Origin of the sequence: Pseudomonas sp. EA_35y_Pfl2_R5, assembly GCF_963970805.1 — a bacterium.
Lineage (GTDB): Bacteria > Pseudomonadota > Gammaproteobacteria > Pseudomonadales > Pseudomonadaceae > Aquipseudomonas.
On record NZ_CAXAOW010000005.1, the window covers coordinates 203,335 to 221,134 of the forward strand.

Sequence of the window (17,800 nt, forward strand, 5' to 3'; positions counted from 1 at the left end):
TTCAGCCCACCCTTAAACTGGCATCTGCATAATGTCTTGATAGGCCTGAACCAGCTTGTTACGCACCTGGGTCATGGCTTGAAAGGAAACGCTGGCTTTCTGCGAGGCGATCATCACGTCCGTCAAATCGACGCCGCTGGTACCCATTTCAAAGGCGGTTGCCAGCTTGTTGGAGGCCTGCTGGGTTTCGTTGACCTTGCCCACCGCCTGCCCGAGCATCTCGGAAAAGCTCGGAGCACCGGGCTCCGGTGTGCTGGTGACAGGCTTCTGACGCGCCATGGCGTCGGCCTGCATGGAACGCATTTCCAGCATCAAGCGATTGAATTCAACACCCTGGCTCATCATTACCTCCACAGGCCGCGGTTTTTTGACGCTTCGCGGCGTTTGCAGAGGTATTGCAACAAGGGTGCCAGATTATCGAACCCGCTCCCGCGCCTATTTACGCGCTTGCGAACGGATATACAGGGTTTCGACCTTTTCCCGCGCCCAGGGGGTCTTGCGCAAAAACGTAAGGCTGGACTTGATGCTTGGGTCGCTCTTGAAACAGCGGATATCAATCCGCTCGGCCAGCCCGTCCCAACCATACTGGGCAACCAGAGCGGTAAGAATGGCTTCAAGGGTTACGCCATGCAGCGGATCTTTCGGTGATTGAGTCATGCAGAACCTGTACGGACAGCTTGAGTGAGGCAAACCCCGCCACCTTAGCCAAACCCGCCGCCAATCGAAAGCGCAGCGCGGTGCCTGGCGTTTATTGCGGCCGTAAAAATGACCGGAAGCCATTTTCACGTCTCATAGCGATGGCCCTAAAGGTGGCGGCCATAAATGACCGACCATAAAAAAGCCGGCCCAACACCAAAGGTGTGGGCCGGCGAAGCACTATCGGATCGTCGTGGGGCCCGAGTCGGGCATCAGCATAAAATCCTGACTCGGTTGCCACGCCTGCAGACGATCAACTGCAGGCGCAGATAATCCGTCAAGCCAGCTTGCGCTCGACCTCGTCGAATTGCGCTTGCAGCGCTGCGTCCGGCTCCTTGGTCAGCAGGCTGACAACGACGATGGCGATGCTTGCCAGGATAAAGCCGGGGATGATCTCGTACAGGTCGAAGATGCCACCCGACAGCTGCTTCCATACGACCACAGTGATGCCACCCAGGAGGATGCCAGCCAGAGCGCCGTTGCGGTTCATGCGTTTCCAGTACAGCGACAGCAGGATGGCCGGACCAAAGGCAGCACCGAAGCCGGCCCAGGCGTAAGACACCAAGCCCAGTACGGTGGTATCCGGGTTCATGGCCAGAACCAGGGCAATGATCGCAATCAGCACCACCGCGCCGCGACCAACCCACACCAGCTCAGCATCACCCGCATCTTTCTTGAGAATGGCTTTGTAGAAGTCTTCTGCCAGCGCCGAAGAACTGACCAGCAGTTGCGAGTCGGCAGTCGACATGATGGCAGCCAGTACCGCAGCCATCAGGATGCCGGCCACTACCGGGTGGAACAGGCTGTTGACCAGCACCATAAATACGGTTTCAGCGTCAGCCAGGTCGGTTTCCAGATAACCAACAGCCACCCAGCCGATGGCCAGGGCACAGAACAGGGTCAGAGCGGTCCAGCTGACAGCGATGCGACGGGCAGTCGGCATGTCCTTGTCATCAGAGATCGCCTTGAAGCGCGCCAGGATGTGCGGCTGACCAAAGTAGCCCAGGCCCCAGCCCAGCAGCGACAGAATCGCGATGATACCCAGCGGTTGACCCTTGGCATCATTGAAAAACGTCAGCAGCTCAGGGTTTTTCGCCTGGATGGCCAGGTGTGCTGCATCAATACCGCCCACGGCATTCAACGCGAACACTGGCACCATCACCAGCGCGGCGGCCATCAGTAGGCCCTGCACCACATCAGTCCAGGCCACCGCGAGGAAACCACCGAACAGGGTGTAGGAAACCACTGCAATAGTGCCCACCACCACGGCGATGCGGTAATCGAAACCAAATACGGTCTCGAACAGCTTGCCCGCAGCCACCAGGCCGGAGCTTGCATAGAAAAGGAAGAACAGCAGGATGAAAATCGCCGACACCACACGCAAGGCGCGGGATGTGTCGTTGAAACGGTTTTCGAAGTAGGACGGCATGGTCACCGAGTCGTTGGCTGCATGCGAGTACACACGCAGGCGACGGGCCACAAACAGCCAGTTCAACCAAGTGCCAGCTAACAGGCCAATGGCGATCCAGGTGGCTTCAAAACCAGCAACCAGGGCGTAGCCCGGCAGCCCCAGCAGCAGCCAGCCGCTCATATCGGAAGCACCTGCCGACAATGCAGCGGTCGTTGGGCCGATGGAGCGACCACCGAGGATGTAGTCGGACAGATTGCTGGTGCGCTTGTAGGCCACAAGGCCCAACCACAGCATCAGTACCAGGTAGACCACGAAGGTCACCCCTACAACAAAAACGTTTTGCTCATTCATCTTGTTGTTCTCGTGTTGGCACGGCTTGGGCCGTGACTCTATTTTTAAGCGGCCAAAATAGCGGCCACTCCCTTGAAACCAACCGCCAAGTGCACGCAAGCCATTGGCGGAACATGCAACAAAGCTTAGCCGGCCGCATGAGAGTTCTCACCCACGCGTCAGCTGCTTGGTCATGGTTCTAGCGCAAACCCGCGGGTAGAACCAAGAAAACCTGGCCAAAACCTGCGCACTACGCGAATTGAGCACGGAATTTAGTGGCATAGGCATGACGGCTTCTTACAAAAAGCTCTGGAGTTATTGCAAAAAACTCCAAGCACAGGAACTTCCTGCAAACAGCTGTTTAAAGCGCAACGTCACAGCGTTCGCCGATCACGGCCATCCATCGTGTATATAGCACGGGCAAAGGCCATCTAGACTGCAGTCACAAGGCTGGAGGTGTGTGTTGCAGAACGAAGCATCCGATTACTCGATCTACCGGCGCGTCGTCTCGCAATTGATGCAGGGCGAAGAGCAATTGCCCAGCCTACCGACCATTACCCTGGATATCCGCCGCGCCCTGGGTGAGCCGAATACTTCCCTGAATGCCTTGGTACGCCTTATCAGCCGTGACCCGGCCCTCAGCGCCCTGCTGATGAAACATGCCTCCAGCGCACTGTATCGCCACACCTTAGCGCCCAAGACGCTGCACGAAGTGATCGGCCTGCTCGGCATGACGGAGGTCGACCGAATCACCATGGTGCACAGCATCAAAAGCCTGTTCACCCTGCACAGCCCAGGGCATAAGCGCTTGTTTGTCGACGCATGGGAGCGCCTGGTGATCAAAGCCAGTACCAGCGCCATGCTGGCCCGCCTGCTGGGCCATGTGACCGCAGAACACGCGCTGCTGGCCAGCCTGCTCAGCGAAGTGGGCACCCTCGCCGTGCTCTCGGCGTTCAGAAATGAAAGCGTCACGCCCTCCAGCGAGCTGTATTACAAGCTGTGCCGTGAATACAGCAAATCGCTCGGCATCATCGTGCTGAAGAAATGGTCGGTGCATAACGAATATATCGAGATCATCCGCGACACCGGCGACTGGCAGCGCAGCCCCGGGCACAGTTTGCAATTACTCGACCTGGTCAACCTGGCCCTCTACCACGCCATCAAGGAACGCACCTCTGACGCCGACCTGCCGCCCCTGCAGGAGCTGGCCGCTTACCAGAAGCTGATGCCGCCGCAGGACTTTATCGGTGAGAACGGCGAGCTCAGCCTGGTGATCAGCCACCGCGCCGATATTCTGGCGATAGCGCAGACCTTGCGCTAGCGACCAATCACCTGTGCACGCATGGGCGCAAGCCTTGCCAGTAGGCGGTTCTGCGCAGGCATGGGCACGCCTTGTGCGCTCATTGCATCTTGCAGGTTTTCCACCAGAGCGTTGAAGTCGCTGGGGGTGAGACTCTGGTCCTTGTGGCTTTCTTCCATGCTGTCGCCGGTATAGGTGCACGGGCCGCCGGCCTCGACGCAGATCTGCTCCACCAGCTTGTCGCGCAGGCGCACGATGTCGATATTTTCGAAGTGGCGGACGATGCGCGGGTCGCCGGCAATATTCAGCAGCATACCTTCGACGATGCGGGTAATCCCTGCCTGCTCGCCCAGGTCACGGTACAGGCTGTCGTCTTTCGGCGGCTGCTGGGCACAGGCCGCCAGGCTCAGAACAACCACCAGCAGCAGGCTGCGCATGCCTAGAAACTCCCCTGAACGGACAGGTAGATCCCGTCCTGATTATCCAGCGTGGCGATTTCACCGAGGCGCGCATAAGCCAGCACCACAGCCAGATTCTTGTTGGGGAAGTAACCGAGAAACAGATCAGCCCAGTCACTTTCGCCGGCAAAGCTTAAGTTGTCCGGCTTCTCGCGGTACTCCACGCCCAGCGCCCAGTGCGGATTGAACAGCACGGCGACTGAACCCTCCTTGAGCACCGAGTGACGATCACGGCGATCACCACCAAAACCCAGCAAACCCAGCTCGTTGGCCCGACTGTAACGAATGCCGCCGTTAAGCAGCAGGTTGTAACCAAAGGCACCGCCGAGGATCAGCCGGCTGCCCGTGATATAGCCTTCTGTGTCTTCACTGCGCTGGGCGCCCACCAGGCTGGGAATCAGAAAATCCTTCTGCCGTTTGTGCTGAATGCCCAGTGACACCTGCGGTAGCTGGTCGTAGATCAGGTCACCAAACAGGCGCAGCTTGAGGCCGAAGATATCCTGGCTCAGGCTGTTTTCCGGCAGATTCAGGTTGCGCGCCAAATTACCCAGATCAAAACGCTGGCGGGCGTAGGACAACTCGAGGCGGTTATCGAAGGCTGCGCCAACACCGGCCACATCCAGACGGTAATCGCCGGTTTCCACTCGCGTGGCAAATACGTCCGCGCCCCATTCACCGCGCTCGCCATAACCGGAAAGCATCGCCCAAGGCGTAATCCCACCACCCGCCGCACCTTCAATGCTGCTGGCACCACCGGTGGCCAACAAGCGGCCGTCAGCCCAGGCCAGGTTGGCCAGCAGACCGAACAACAGGGCAATGCAGCGTGGCAGTTGGCTCATGGTCAATGCACCAGAGTCGAGGAGGCGTGGGTGTACTGCGCCATCCAGGTTTCAAAGGCTTTCGCCGCCAACGGTCGGCTGATCAGGTAGCCTTGGGCGGTATCGCACTGCCAGCGCCCGAGCAGTTGCAGGCTGCGCTCGAACTCGACGCCCTCGGCCACGACCTTGAGGCCCAAGCTGTGGCTCATCTCGATGGTCGAACGCACGATTACCGAATCCTCGCTGGCATCGTCCAGGTCGCGGATAAACGACTGGTCGATCTTCAACTCCTGCACTGGCATGCGCTTGAGCTGCGTAAGGGATGAGTAGCCCGTGCCAAAGTCGTCCACCGACAGGCTAATGCCGCACGCACGCAGGCCGTGCAACACCTGCAGGGCGATCTCGGGGTTGAGCATCACCCCGCTTTCGGTGATTTCAAAAATCAGCTGCTCGGCCGGAATTTGGTACTCGGCCAACAGTTTGCTGACCCGCGCCGGCAACTGCGGGTCGATCAGGTCTTCGGTAGAGATATTCAGCGACACCTGCACCCGCAGGCCGCGCCCGGCCCACTCGCGCAGCTGGCGCAGGACTTCCTCAATCACCCAGGCGGTCAGAAGCTGAATACTGCCGGTACGCTCGGCCAGCGGGATAAACTCGCCCGGCGAGACCATGCCCAGCACCGGATGCTGCCAGCGCAGCAAGGCTTCGGCCTGACGCACCTGGCCGGCGGCAATGTCCAGTTTCGGCTGATAGTGCAGCAACAGCTCAGCCTTGCTCGGCGCATGGCGCAGATCGCGAATCAGGCGAATCTGCCGCTGCTGGGCATCATCGCGGCCACGCTGGTAGACCTGCAGATGGCTGACCATGCCGGCGGCATCCTGCATGGCGATGCTCGCCCGGCGCAGCAACTCTTCCGGGGCGTTGCCATCGACCGGGTAGCTGGCAATGCCGATGCGGCAATCCAAAGCGAAATCATGGGTGGCGACGCGTAACGGCTTGAGCAGCAACTGCTGCACCTTGTCGGCGATGCCCACGGCGCTGTCGCTATCGGTGTTTTCCAACAACAGGAGAAACTCGTCACCAATAATCCGCGCCACGCTATCGCCGGGGCGCAGAATCGCCTGCAGACGCCGACTCAGTTGCTGCAACGCCAGGTCGCCGCCCTCCGCACCGAGGCTTTCATTAACCGCCCGAAAATTCGCCACCCCCAGATAGAGCAACGCCGTCGGCCGCTCTGCCGTAATCGCGCTACCCAGGCGCTCCAGCGCCAGGGTGCGGTTGGGCAAGCCGGTCAGCGCATCATGCAAAGCGTTATGCGCCAGCTGCCGCTCACGTTCGGCGATACCCTGCTGCATGGCCTTGAAGGCGGTGGCCAAACGCCCCAGCTCATCACCGCGCTGCAGATCCAGGCTGGCCTGATAATCGCCCTGGCGCACCCGTTCAGCGACGGCCGCCAGTTGCTGCACAGGCTGCGACACCGAACGCGCCAGCAATAAGGCGCCGACAAGGGACGCAGTCAGCGCCACCAGAGCAATCAGCAGAATATTCTGATCAAGCGGGGCAAACGCCTGCTGCGCCTGACTCAGGGACTTGTGCAGCAGCGCGCGCACCTCATAGCCGTCGCCACTGGCCAGTACCAGGGTCTGATTAAGGTAGGCCTCTTTACCTATCTGACTTACCGCATCATTTGCCAGCTCGGCCATGCTGCCTTGCAGTTGCACACGTTGCGCCGGCTGCAGGGTGCTGATCCAGATATCGGCCACGCCATCCTGGGTCGCCAGCAGGGTCAGGTCCAGGTGAGTCAGCTCACGCAATTCGGCGGCGAATACATCATCAACCTGAAAGCCCATCATCACCCGGGCAATCGGCAGCGGCGCGGTGACCGTGGCCTGCACCAGCAGATAGATTTTGTCGGCAATCGGCATCAGGAAAATCTGCAAGCCCTCGCGCTGGCGCTGCATCACCTGAGCACTGAGGCGCTGGGCGGTTTGGCCGCTGATCTGCCGATCACTGCTGACCTCCAGATTGCCATCCAGCCCCAGCATCATCACCGCGCTGGCGTTGATCCGTGCACCGTGATTGGCCAGGGCCGAGCGAATGGTCTCAGTGTCGCCACTGGCCACGGCATCCTTGAAGCCAAAATCGGCAGCCAGCACCTGCACCGCATCGTGCAGCTGGCGGCCGCGCACTTCGAGCAATTGCTGAAACACCAGGCTGCCCACATCCAACTGCTCACGGGCCTGGCTGCGTACGGCGGCATTGGTGGCGGTCTGCACGGCCGCATAGAGCGCGCCGACCACCACCAACAGCAGCATAACCAGTACGCCGGCAATCCGTGCCTGAAAACTATTGCGCAGCATCACGAGCCTTCTTGAATGCATCACCAAAGGCGCTGGCCGGCGCACTCGGCGTTGCCTGGCTGGCAGGCGCCTGCATGGCTAGGGTAAAGCGCTGCTGGTTGCCAGCCTCGGTCAGCTGCAACTGACCGGCAGCTTGCGGCAACATATCCGGCGCTTGCGGGTGCCACAGGCTGGCTGTGTACGTACCGGCCGGCAGTTGCTCCAGATTTAGCTTGCCCTGCGCATCGCTGACGGCGAACCAGGGATCGTCCGTGACATAGACATAACCCACCATCCAGTCATGGATATTGCAGCCAAGCACCACCACACCGGGCGTGTCGAAAATCACCGGTTCGCTCGGCGTACCCTGATACAGCCGTAATTCAAAACGCTTGGCGAGGGAAAACGAATAGACGTGATGGCGAATATTGTCGCTATTGGGGAACGACACCGAGGTGCCGCTGCGCACGGCCAGCACATTGGGCGCGAACTGCTGCGAGCGCTGATCCATCACCGCGGTCGCAGGCGCAACCCCAGGTGCAACCTCGCTACGCAAACTGAGCACGGCATTAGCCAAGGGCCGCCCTTGGCTATCCACCAGCTCGGCTTGCAGGCTGGCGGCGTGCAGAGGCGTACCAAGCAGCAACATGCCGAGCAGTGAAAACGCGAACAATTGATGCAGGTGCTTGCTCATCAAGACTACTCGTACTTTAGGGGCACACTTGACTATGAACAGCATCCTTGCCCGGGCACAGTAAATGTCTCTGTGCGCCACAGCTTAGTCGGCAGCGTGAAGAAGTTCACGTTTCATCGGCGGGCGCTGCCAGATAAGCGCCGCCACACAAGGCGGTAAGCGGGCGCTTATTCGGCGCTGCGCAGGCGTTTCGGCGTCAGGCCCAGGTAGCGGCGCATGGCGGTGGTCAGCGCGCTCTGACTGGAGAAGCCACACTCCTCTGCGATGCGGATCAGCGGCAGGCCGCTCTCGCGCAACAGCCGCACGGCGCGGTCCAGGCGGGTTTTCAGCAGGTATTGATGCGGCGTCAGGCCGACGCTGTCCTTGAACTGTGCATGGAAATGGCTGGGGCTCAGACAAGCCACCTGCGCCAGCTCGGCCACACTGATGCGCCGTGCCAGGTGCTTACCGATGTAACTGTCGAGCCGCTCCAGATTCAGCGCCCCCACGGCCCGCACATGGGGCTCACCGAACAGGCGCAGGTGCAAGGCACGCAACAGCACGCCGCCCAGCGCGCGCGGCAGCAGCGGATCGGTACCGTAACGCTCCAGCTCGGCGCCGGCATAGCTCAGCAGGTTCTGGAAGTCGGCATCCAGTTGCGGGTAACGCGGGGTCTCGAACAGGCGGGTCAGCAGTTGCAGGTCTTCGCTGGAGGTGCCCTGCTCGTCCAGATCGATGATCAGCATGCGGTTATCGCCCATGCCGGCGAACTGGTGATCGGCATCCCCCGGCACCAGGCATGCACGCATGCGGCACACTTCGCCACCGCGGCCATTGACCTCAAATTCGGCACGTCCGGCCAGCGACAACACCAACTGATGGTGGTCGTGGGTGTGCTCATGGGCCTGGTCATCAAGACGCATCAACCGCGCGTTGAACATGAAAAGTGCAACCCTGGAAAACAGAGGTGCAACTTTAACCTTTCGCCCGGTAAAACTGCAGCCCGCACGACAAATGGGCAGCAATCGCACCAAAAACTGCCGACATCGTTATAAGCGCCCAAATACAGGGCAAGCAGTCTTCCCCCCAGAAACTGAAAACGCCTGAAATAGGGACTTTGTGCGGTCTGGCAAGGGATTTGCTGAGTTTGCCTGCCCCCTTGCGCACCGTTCGGGTTCAGGAAACCAGCTTATGGCCATTAGCATTGCTCTCGCCCTGGCATCGGCGCTGTTAGTCGCCGGCCACTTCCTCAGCCAGCTCGCCGGCAAACGCCACCAGCAGCATCTCAACGAGCTGCAAGCTGCACTGCTGCAACGCGCCATCGACCTGCTGCAGAACCTGCAGAAACACCGCGGCCTGGGCGCCCAGCAAGATTTGCTCAGCACCAGCCAACGCAACGCCCTGGCCCGCCAGCTCGATCAGCTCTGGCTGAACTGGCCCGGTGCAAGCCTTGCACTTGCACCGCTGCAGCAGGACTGGCCACGGCTGCGGCGCAACCCGGCGGACTTTGCCGCGCATTGCCAGGTTATCGACGGTTTGCTGGAGGTTATTGCAACACTCGAAACCCGCCTGCACCAGGCTGGCAAGTCACACGTACAAGGCATCGCCCAGGCCTGCCGTGGCCTGGAAAACCTTGCCCGTCTGCGCGGCTTGAGTGTGCGCGCAGCCAATTACAGCCATTGCCCGCCAAGCTTGAAACAGCAAATTCAGCAACTCTGCCAGAAGCTGGAGCAATCGCCCGCCGGGGCATCGTTGCAACAGGTGCTGCAGCGTCTGGAGCATGAGCTGGTCGACAGCCGTGAAGTACGCCTAGCCCCTTACGAATGCTTTGCCCTGCTCACACCGCTGATCGATGAGTACACCCAACATGTGCGCGCGCCACTACAGGCGGCGTTCGCAGCACAGGCTCCCGCAGAACACCCCTAGCGGCTATGCTGGCAGCCTCGACTTTTGCCAGGAGCTCACCATGGTCCCCCGCCTGACATTGGCCTTTAGCCTCATATTGCTCACCGCCTGCGCACAGAAACCCAACAGCGTTACCCTGGAACAGAGCCAGCAGAGCAAATGCCCGCTGTCGCTGCACGTCGGCCAACAATTCAACCTGCGCTTGCCGAGCAACCCCACCACCGGTTTCCGCTGGCTGCTGCGCGACTCAGCATCACAGGTGCTGAAAAGCCTCGGCCCCGAGGTTTACAGCAACCCAGAAGATGCCGGCTTGGTCGGCAGCGCCGGGGTTTCCACCTGGCGCTTCGAGGTCGCCCAGGTTGGCGAAGGCCAATTGGCCCTGACCTATGAACGCCCTTGGGAAGTCGGGGTAGTACCGGCACAGCGCTTCAACTGCACGATCAAAGCGCGCTAGCTGGCGCGAAATGCTGCTCGGACTGGCACCCACGGCATGGCCAGTCAATCAGCGACACGCCATAGTGCTGGCCTTTTCAGGCGTCAGGACTAGAGCCATGCGTTATCTGCTGCTGGGTTTGCTGGGCGCTGCAGTGTTTCTCTATGCACGGCTCAGTGGCATGAGCGAGCTGGGCCTGCTCAGCAAGGGCATCCCGGTGATTGCCCTGTTGCTGTGGTTGAGAACTGTACCCAGCGGCCTGTATCGACGCTGGATCAGCCTTGGTCTGCTCGCCTCACTGGCGGGCGATATCCTGCTCGACTGGCCCGGTGATTTGTTTATTTTCGGCCTAGGTGCCTTCCTCCTCGCCCACCTGGCCTATCTGCGCGCTTATCTGAGCGACTGCAAGCAACCGGCATGGCTTGCCTTGCTGCTCGCCCTGGCCAGCGGCGGGACGATGTTCGCCATCCTCGCCAGCGCTAATCTGGGCCCGTTGCTGATCCCCGTCGCCTGTTATGCCCTGGCGATCAGCGCCATGCTCTGGCGCGCCCTCGCCCGCCTTGATCAGCCAGGCCTGAACACCTGCTCCACACGCCTGGCCGCCGCAGGTGCCGCCCTGTTTGTGCTGTCCGACAGCCTGATCGGCATCAACCGCTTTGTTGCGTCCTTCGAGGCTGCGCCATTGACGATCATGCTCAGCTACTGGTTGGGACAATGGGCCATCGCTGCTTCGGCCGTCAAACAGGCCCACTAAGCCATCGCCGCACAGATTTGCGACCAATAACGGCAATCAAGGTTTGGCTATACCGCGCACTTGGCTAAAATGCCCGGCTTTATCGACCAGTGCGCAGCCATCGTGAGCAAACAGCCCGACCGTCTTTTCGCCCAACCCCTGGCCCAGGTGCCGGACTTCGTGTTCAACGAAGATGTGGTGCGGGTCTTCCCCGACATGATTAAACGCTCGGTGCCGGGTTACCCGACCATTGTCGAGAACATCGGCGTACTCGCCGGCCAATTCGCCCAGCCGCACAGCGTGCTCTATGACCTCGGCAGCTCCCTCGGTGCAGTCACCCAGGCGCTGCGCCGGCATGTGCAGATCGAAGATTGCCGAGTGATCGCCGTGGACAACTCCAGTGCCATGGTCGAGCGCTGCCGCGAATACCTGCACGCCCAGGATTCGATGTTTCAGGAGCTGCTACCAGTCGAAGTGATTGAGGCCGACATTCTCAGCCTCGACTTCCAGCCAACATCGCTGGTGGCACTGAACTTCACCCTGCAATTTATCCAACCCGAACAACGCCTCGAATTACTGACGCGGATTCGCCAGGCCCTGCTGCCCGGTGGCACGCTGATTCTCTCGGAAAAACTGCAGTTCGAGGACGTCAAGCAGCACACCCTGCTGGGCGACCTGCATATCGCCTTCAAACGCGCCAACGGCTACAGCGAGCTGGAAATAGCGCAGAAGCGCAGTGCCATCGAGAAAGTCATGCTCCCCGACAGCCTGGAACAGCACCGCGAACGCCTGCTAGCCGCCGGATTCAGCCAAGTGGTGCCGTGGTTCCAGTGCCTTAATTTCGCCTCAATGATTGCCCTGCCATGATCAGCCGCCTCGACCTCGACGCCCTGCAAGCCAGCCTTGCCGGCACTCCACTGCAAGACTGGTCCGCTGATTTGCCTGGGCAGATCGACGCCAAACTGGCCATCGGCCATGGCGATCTGCCACGCTGGTACGGCGCAGTGCAGGCATTGCCAGAGCTTAAGGTTGAGCAACTGGAGTTGCTGCACAGCTTCAACTTCAACGGTCATTGCGACGAACCCACTCGCGCCGCACTGAAAACGGCCTTGCAGGGCTTGATTCCCTGGCGTAAGGGTCCGTTTCATCTATTCGATGTGCATGTCGACACCGAGTGGCGCTCAGACTGGAAATGGCAGCGGGTCGCGCCCTACCTTGATCTCAAGGGCAAGCGCGTGTTGGATGTCGGCTGCGGCAACGGCTACTACATGTGGCGCATGCTTGGAGCTGGCGCCGACAGCGTGGTCGGCATCGACCCAAATTGGCTGTTTCTCTGCCAATTTCTGGCGATGAAAAACTACCTGCCCGAACTGCCCGCCTGGCACCTGCCGCTGGCGTTCGAAGAATTACCCGGCAAGCTGCAAGGCTTCGACACGGTGTTCTCCATGGGCGTGCTGTATCACCGCCGCTCACCTATCGATCACTTGATCGATCTCAAGGATTGCCTGGTCAAGGACGGCGAACTGGTGCTGGAAACCCTAGTTGTCGAGGGCGATGCCCAGCAGGTACTGGTCCCTGAGGATCGCTACGCACAGATGCGCAACGTCTGGTTCCTGCCTTCAGTGCCAGCATTGGAGCTGTGGTTGCGCCGCGCCGGCTTCGTCGATGTGCGCTGCGTCGATGTCAGCACCACCAGCGTCGACGAACAGCGCTCGACTGAATGGATGCGTTTTCAGTCGCTGCCAGAGTTCCTCGACCCTGCCGACCACAGCCGCACCCTTGAAGGTCTTCCGGCACCGAGCCGCGCGGTAGTGATCGCGCGCAAACCCTAGGGTTTGGCACGCTCGCGGCGCAGTCTGCTTTTACGCGCGGCGATCACTTTAAGCGACTCGCCAGCGCCCTGCGCGACCGTAGCCCGGGTGCTGCCCAAGCGAACCAGCCCCTGTGCGTCCTGCCGCAACAACTTGCGCATCTGACGACGCCAACGCCATGCGGATAGCCAATCGACAATGGCATTCTGTAAATCGACTGGCCACATTGCCGGCATATAAAATTCCGGCATATCGGATGCCTTGATTTTTTGCTTACGCTGGTAGCACTGGATTTTCGGCTTATTCATGTGGGTACTCCTCGTTTGCAATGCTCGGCATTGGCTTGCAAAGAGGATGTATTGCCCCTAACGTTCAATCAAACGACTAATACGAAATCAACTGTTTAGTAAAACTGAATGAACGGATTAAGTGAACTGACGCCTCGGCTGTTACCTCAGGCCTTGCCATTGCTGGAAAGCGACGTACTCAAGACCTTTGTCGGTATCGCCGAAAGTGGCAGTTTTACCCGCACGGCCGCCCAGATATATCGCAGCACGGGAGCGGTCAGCATGCAGATCAAGCGCCTCGAAGAGACCCTTGGACGCAGCCTGTTCAGCCGCGAAGCCAAGCGGGTCACGCTGACGCCAGACGGCGAAACCCTCCTGGGTTACGCCAGACGTCTGCTCAAACTTAACGAAGAGGCCGTCTCACATTTCCTGACACCCGCACTGGCTGGCAAGGTGCGTTTTGGCACCCCGAATGATCTTGCCACTCGTGTACTGCCAAGCGTCTTGAGCATGTTCGCCCGCAGTCATCCCGCGGTAATGGTTGAGGTATGCGTGGGTCGTAGCGTGGATCTGGTGACGAAACTGGATGCAGGAGAGCTAGACCTGACCCTAATCGAAACAGGTAACGAAGGCCTGGACGATTCACTCGGCGAGGTCATCCATTCCGAGGACTTGGTCTGGGCAGGTCGTGATGGCGGCCTGGCCGTACTGCGCTCGCCCCTGCCATTGGCGCTATCCAATCACGGATGCGCCTGGCGCAGAGCCGCGCTCGATGCCCTCGACCGCAGTGGGCGGAAATACCGCATCGCATACTCCTGCGAGCAGTATGCCGGGCAGGAAGCAGCAATGATTGCCGACCTGGCCGTGGCGCCCTTCCCTCGCAGCCTGATCAAGCCGCCACTGAAATGCCTAGGCGAGGAACAAGGCTTGTTACCCTTGGGCAAGTACCACATCAAACTGCTTCGCGGTGGCAACAGCGGCAACGTAATCGAAGCACTGGCCGCGCAACTGATACTGGCATTCAATAGGTAGCGCTAGAGACAATACTCAACACTGTCAGCAATAGTGCGGGACGGATTCAGCAGCGATTGGCCGCTGCCACGATAAGCCCTTTCATCTCCGCCACCGCCTGCTTGAAGCCGACGAACAGCGCGTGAGCCACCAAGGCGTGACCAATGTTCAGCTCGTTGATTCCGGCAATCGCCGCCACCGGTTCGACGTTATGGTAATGCAGGCCGTGGCCGGCGTTGACGATCAGACCGTGCTGCAGGCCACAGGCTACCCCATCGCGAATCCGCGCCAGCTCGCGCGCTACTTCTTCTGGTGTATGTGCATCGGCATAACGGCCGGTGTGTAACTCGATGGCCGGTGCGCCGACACGCTTGGACGCCTCGATCTGCTGCGGATCCGGGTCGATAAACAGCGATACTTCGCAGCCAATCTTGCTCAGGCGCTCGACCGCTGCGCGAATCCGCTCTTCCTGCCCGGCTACATCCAGGCCGCCTTCGGTGGTCAGCTCTTGGCGGGTTTCCGGCACCAGACACACATGCTCCGGGCGAATACTTTCGGCGAAGACGAGCATTTCCTCGGTAACGCCCATCTCGAAGTTCATCCGCGTTTGCATAACCTCCTTGAGCAGGCGCACATCGCGCTCCTGGATATGCCGACGGTCTTCACGTAGGTGCACGGTAATACCGTCAGCACCGGCCTCTTCAGCGTCCAACGCGGCCTTTACTGGGTCGGGGTAGCGGGTGCCACGGGCCTGGCGCAGGGTGGCCACATGGTCGATGTTCACACCCAGCAGAATACGATTGGCATCAGTCACGGCTTGGCTCCTTGAGCGTCATAAACAATTCGCGGCTGACCAGCGGTCGGCCACCTAAATGAGGGGCAAGGGCCTGGCGCATCAGCCGTTTGGCCGCGGCGAGCGCGCAAGGCGCAGCCCAATCGGCCTCCGCCATGGCCAGCAACTCAGCCCCTTGAAAAGCACCGGGCTGCATCTGGCCAATCGGCACCAGCCCGGTTTCCGTATGCAGACGATACAGGCCAGTGGCGGCTATGGGCTGCCCCTCACTGTCCAGATCCAGGGCGAAACCATAGCCCAGCTCATCGAGAAGACGCCATTCAAAAGAACGCAACAAAGGCTCCAGCGCACGGCCCTCGGCAAGGGCCAGCACAGTCATGGCGTAGTGCTCGAACACCGCGGGATGAGGATCTTCGGCGGGCAGCAGGCGAATCAGCAGTTCGTTTAGATACAGACCGGAAAACAGCGCCTCCCCCACCAACAGATTGGGGATACCGGCAGGATCGAGGCGGCCGACATTCTTCAGCTCGCCACGCCCGCGAAACTCGGCTTCCAGTGGAATAAATGGCCGCGCCAGACTGCCGGCCTTGCCCCGTGCGCCGCGCAGTACCGCGCGCAAACGACCCTTTGGGGTGAGAAAATCCACCAGCGCGCTGCTTTCACGGTAAGCGCGGCTGTGCAGTACATAGGCAGGTTGACTGTCTGCAAGCATGGCCGGTGGCGACTCAATGTGACGGGACGCAGGAACGGGCACAAAGGCGCGCCCGTGCAGGGCTAGATGTTGTCGTAACCCAGGGAGCGCAAGGCGCGCTCATCGTCGGACCAACCACTTTTAACCTTGACCCAGAGGTTGAGCATGATTTTGGAGTCGAACATCACTTCCATATCCTTGCGCGCTTCCTGGCCGATGCGTTTGATCCGCTCGCCCTTGTCGCCAATGATGATCTTCTTCTGCCCATCACGCTCCACCAGAATCAGCGCGTGGATATGCAGGATGCGCCCATCGCGCTTGAATTCCTCGATCTCCACAGTGATCTGATACGGCAGTTCGGCACCCAACTGACGCATGATCTTCTCGCGCACCAGCTCGGCAGCGAAGAAGCGGCTGGAGCGATCAGTAACCTGATCTTCAGGAAAGAAGTGCACGCCTTCCGGCAAGTGCTCACCCACCAGTTTTTCCAGGGTGTCGAGGTTATGCCCATGCTGCGCAGAGACCGGCACGATCTCGGCCTTCGGCAACTGGGTCGCCAACCACTCCAGATGCGGCATCAATTCGGCTTTGTCTTCGATGCGATCGGTCTTGTTGATCGCCAAGATCACCGGACCTTCAACGTACTGAATACGCTCAAGCACCATCTGATCTTCATCGGTCCAGCGAGTGCGATCGACCACGAAGATCACCACGTCGACATCCTTCAGCGCCGACGAGGCGTTCTTGTTCATATAGCGGTTGAGGGCTTTCTCGTTGTTCTTGTGCAGGCCGGGAGTGTCGACATAGATCGCCTGCACCTCGCCCTCGGTTTTGATGCCGAGCATGTTGTGCCGTGTGGTCTGCGGCTTACGCGAAGTAATCGCCAACTTCTGGCCGAGGATGTGGTTGAGCAACGTCGACTTGCCCACGTTGGGCCGGCCGACGATGGCGACATAGCCACAGCGTGTAACAGGTGTATCAGTCATTGCCATTCTCCACACCGAGGGCGATCAGCGCGGCCGCGGCCGCAACCTGCTCGGCGATACGCCGACTGGCACCCTGCCCCAGGGTTTTGTCATTGAGTAAGGTGATCTGGCATTCGACCACGAAGGTCCGGCAATGCGGCTCACCCTGAATATCCACTACTTCGTAGCGAGGCAGCTCACAACCGCGCGACTGCAAAAACTCCTGCAGGCGGGTTTTCGGGTCCTTGTTGGTGTCGACCAGGGTCAGGCTGTCCAGCTCGGTAGTCAGCCAGGCCAACACCCGCTCGCGAGCCGCATCCATCCCGGTGTCCAAGTAGATGGCACCGATCAGCGCTTCCAGGGCATCGGCCAGAATCGATTCGCGACGAAAGCCACCGCTTTTCAGCTCGCCCGAGCCCAGGCGCAGATACTCACCCAGATCGAAACCACGGGCCAGAATGGCCAGGGTCTCACCCTTGACCAGGCGCGCACGCAGACGTGACAGCTGCCCTTCCCGGGCCAGCGGAAAGCGCTGAAACAGCGCTTCACCAGCTACAAAGTTAAGGATGGCATCACCAAGAAACTCCAGACGCTCATTATTGCGCCCGGCGAAGCTGCGATGGGTAAGGGCCAGGATCATCAGTTCCTGGTCCTTGAAGGTATAACCGAGCTGCCGCTCGAGACGGGCTAACGATGCACTCACGGCATACGCACGCGGAATTCTTTATCGAAGCGCACTACCAGATCGATGTTCTCGATCAGTGGCTCACGTTTTTCGTACTTCAGGTGCACACGAAATTCGTTGTTTTCGACTTTAATTTTTATCGCTTCCTGCATATTCAGATCACGGATGCTGTTGACCTGCATGCCCTTGCTGATATGGCCATAGAAGTCGTTAACGCTACGAACATCAGCCGCTTTATCGGTTTCCACCGAAGTAATCATTTTCTCCAACGACATATAGTCGAAGTAGTGCGGCAATACCTTGAACGCCGCGCTGGCCAAAAAGGCGACCACAGCTAGCACCATCAACCAACTAAGAATCGACATTCCCTTTTGCGAATGCGCAGATTTCATATTTGTCCCCAAATTCGAGTTATGTGAAAGCCGTTGCGGCTGGAGGCAAGACTATATATAGCCTGCGAC

The 17,800-nt window shown here is 59.8% G+C and carries 21 protein-coding genes; 7 read left to right on the forward strand and 14 right to left on the reverse strand.

The genetic code is table 11. The features are described 5' to 3' along the window. Nucleotides 1-12: 12 nt before the first annotated feature. From fliE to putP, 3 genes are all read right to left on the reverse strand, one after another. The gene (gene fliE, locus AACX99_RS12265; protein ID WP_136666327.1) at nt 13-342 is read right to left on the reverse strand and encodes a flagellar hook-basal body complex protein FliE; all 330 of its coding nucleotides are present in this window, start codon (nt 340-342) and stop codon (nt 13-15) included. Between the two features lie 93 nt (nt 343-435). Beyond that, nucleotides 436-657, reverse strand: a complete 222-nt coding sequence (locus AACX99_RS12270) for a VF530 family protein (protein ID WP_339412143.1) — start codon at nt 655-657, stop codon at nt 436-438. A 316-nt stretch (nt 658-973) separates the two neighbouring features. Continuing rightward, nucleotides 974-2,458 carry a sodium/proline symporter PutP gene (putP, locus tag AACX99_RS12275; RefSeq protein WP_339412144.1) on the reverse strand — a complete coding sequence of 495 codons (1,485 nt, stop codon included), beginning with the start codon at nt 2,456-2,458 and terminating at the stop codon, nt 974-976. Between the two features lie 439 nt (nt 2,459-2,897). On the opposite strand from putP, the gene AACX99_RS12280 reads away from it, so the two are divergent. After that, nucleotides 2,898-3,758 carry an HDOD domain-containing protein gene (locus AACX99_RS12280; protein ID WP_445261865.1) on the forward strand — a complete coding sequence of 287 codons (861 nt, stop codon included), beginning with the start codon at nt 2,898-2,900 and terminating at the stop codon, nt 3,756-3,758. Here the strand turns inward: AACX99_RS12280 and AACX99_RS12285 are convergent. From AACX99_RS12285 to AACX99_RS12305, 5 genes are all read right to left on the reverse strand, one after another. Beyond that, nucleotides 3,755-4,174, reverse strand: a complete 420-nt coding sequence (locus AACX99_RS12285) for a group I truncated hemoglobin (RefSeq protein WP_339412147.1) — start codon at nt 4,172-4,174, stop codon at nt 3,755-3,757. The two genes, AACX99_RS12280 and AACX99_RS12285, sit on opposite strands and share 4 nt — an antisense overlap. Before the next feature lie 2 nt (nt 4,175-4,176). After that, nucleotides 4,177-5,034 carry a DUF3034 family protein gene (locus tag AACX99_RS12290; RefSeq protein WP_339412149.1) on the reverse strand — a complete coding sequence of 286 codons (858 nt, stop codon included), beginning with the start codon at nt 5,032-5,034 and terminating at the stop codon, nt 4,177-4,179. A gap of 2 nt (nt 5,035-5,036) precedes the next feature. Continuing rightward, nucleotides 5,037-7,376: a putative bifunctional diguanylate cyclase/phosphodiesterase gene (locus AACX99_RS12295; RefSeq protein ID WP_339412150.1), complete on the reverse strand. Its 2,340-nt coding sequence runs from the start codon at nt 7,374-7,376 to the stop codon at nt 5,037-5,039. Beyond that, nucleotides 7,360-8,046 carry a methylamine utilization protein gene (locus AACX99_RS12300; protein ID WP_445261866.1) on the reverse strand — a complete coding sequence of 229 codons (687 nt, stop codon included), beginning with the start codon at nt 8,044-8,046 and terminating at the stop codon, nt 7,360-7,362. The genes AACX99_RS12295 and AACX99_RS12300 overlap by 17 nt, the downstream gene beginning before the upstream one ends. A gap of 167 nt (nt 8,047-8,213) precedes the next feature. Continuing rightward, on the reverse strand, nt 8,214-8,966 hold the full coding sequence (locus AACX99_RS12305) for a helix-turn-helix transcriptional regulator (protein ID WP_339412152.1): 753 nt from the start codon (nt 8,964-8,966) through the stop codon (nt 8,214-8,216). A gap of 250 nt (nt 8,967-9,216) precedes the next feature. Here AACX99_RS12305 and AACX99_RS12310 point away from each other — a divergent pair, with 250 nt between their 5' ends. The 5 genes from AACX99_RS12310 (at nt 9,217) to cmoB (ending at nt 12,928) form a co-directional block, all read left to right on the forward strand. Then, nucleotides 9,217-9,951, forward strand: a complete 735-nt coding sequence (locus AACX99_RS12310) for a hypothetical protein (protein ID WP_339412153.1) — start codon at nt 9,217-9,219, stop codon at nt 9,949-9,951. A gap of 40 nt (nt 9,952-9,991) precedes the next feature. Further along, on the forward strand, nt 9,992-10,384 hold the full coding sequence (locus tag AACX99_RS12315; protein WP_339412154.1) for a protease inhibitor I42 family protein: 393 nt from the start codon (nt 9,992-9,994) through the stop codon (nt 10,382-10,384). A gap of 97 nt (nt 10,385-10,481) precedes the next feature. After that, complete coding sequence (locus AACX99_RS12320; protein ID WP_339412156.1) at nt 10,482-11,117, forward strand: lysoplasmalogenase; 636 nt, start codon at nt 10,482-10,484, stop codon at nt 11,115-11,117. Between the two features lie 69 nt (nt 11,118-11,186). Beyond that, entirely contained in the window at nt 11,187-11,963 is a 777-nt protein-coding gene (gene cmoA / locus AACX99_RS12325) for a carboxy-S-adenosyl-L-methionine synthase CmoA (RefSeq protein ID WP_339412234.1), read from the forward strand. Beyond that, entirely contained in the window at nt 11,960-12,928 is a 969-nt protein-coding gene (gene cmoB, locus AACX99_RS12330) for a tRNA 5-methoxyuridine(34)/uridine 5-oxyacetic acid(34) synthase CmoB (RefSeq protein WP_339412157.1), read from the forward strand. The genes cmoA and cmoB overlap by 4 nt, the downstream gene beginning before the upstream one ends. On the opposite strand, the gene AACX99_RS12335 is transcribed toward cmoB, so the two are convergent. Beyond that, on the reverse strand, nt 12,925-13,215 hold the full coding sequence (locus AACX99_RS12335) for a hypothetical protein (RefSeq protein WP_339412159.1): 291 nt from the start codon (nt 13,213-13,215) through the stop codon (nt 12,925-12,927). The genes cmoB and AACX99_RS12335 overlap by 4 nt on opposite strands. Nucleotides 13,216-13,323: 108 nt before the next feature. On the opposite strand from AACX99_RS12335, the gene AACX99_RS12340 reads away from it, so the two are divergent. After that, on the forward strand, nt 13,324-14,226 hold the full coding sequence (locus AACX99_RS12340; protein ID WP_339412161.1) for a LysR substrate-binding domain-containing protein: 903 nt from the start codon (nt 13,324-13,326) through the stop codon (nt 14,224-14,226). 46 nt (nt 14,227-14,272) lie between these two features. Here the strand turns inward: AACX99_RS12340 and pdxJ are convergent, their stop codons facing one another. From pdxJ to AACX99_RS12365, 5 genes are all read right to left on the reverse strand, one after another. Further along, the gene (gene pdxJ, locus AACX99_RS12345; protein ID WP_339412164.1) at nt 14,273-15,019 is read right to left on the reverse strand and encodes a pyridoxine 5'-phosphate synthase; all 747 of its coding nucleotides are present in this window, start codon (nt 15,017-15,019) and stop codon (nt 14,273-14,275) included. Continuing rightward, nucleotides 15,012-15,710, reverse strand: a complete 699-nt coding sequence (gene recO / locus AACX99_RS12350) for a DNA repair protein RecO (RefSeq protein WP_339412165.1) — start codon at nt 15,708-15,710, stop codon at nt 15,012-15,014. Before recO ends, pdxJ begins: the two co-directional genes overlap by 8 nt. A gap of 62 nt (nt 15,711-15,772) precedes the next feature. Continuing rightward, nucleotides 15,773-16,675, reverse strand: coding sequence for a GTPase Era (era, locus tag AACX99_RS12355; RefSeq protein ID WP_090252025.1), 903 nt, complete (start codon nt 16,673-16,675; stop codon nt 15,773-15,775). Next, the gene (gene rnc / locus AACX99_RS12360; protein WP_160015377.1) at nt 16,668-17,357 is read right to left on the reverse strand and encodes a ribonuclease III; all 690 of its coding nucleotides are present in this window, start codon (nt 17,355-17,357) and stop codon (nt 16,668-16,670) included. Before rnc ends, era begins: the two co-directional genes overlap by 8 nt. Further along, nucleotides 17,354-17,731, reverse strand: coding sequence for a DUF4845 domain-containing protein (locus AACX99_RS12365; protein WP_339412168.1), 378 nt, complete (start codon nt 17,729-17,731; stop codon nt 17,354-17,356). The genes rnc and AACX99_RS12365 overlap by 4 nt, the downstream gene beginning before the upstream one ends. Nucleotides 17,732-17,800: the final 69 nt, after the last annotated feature.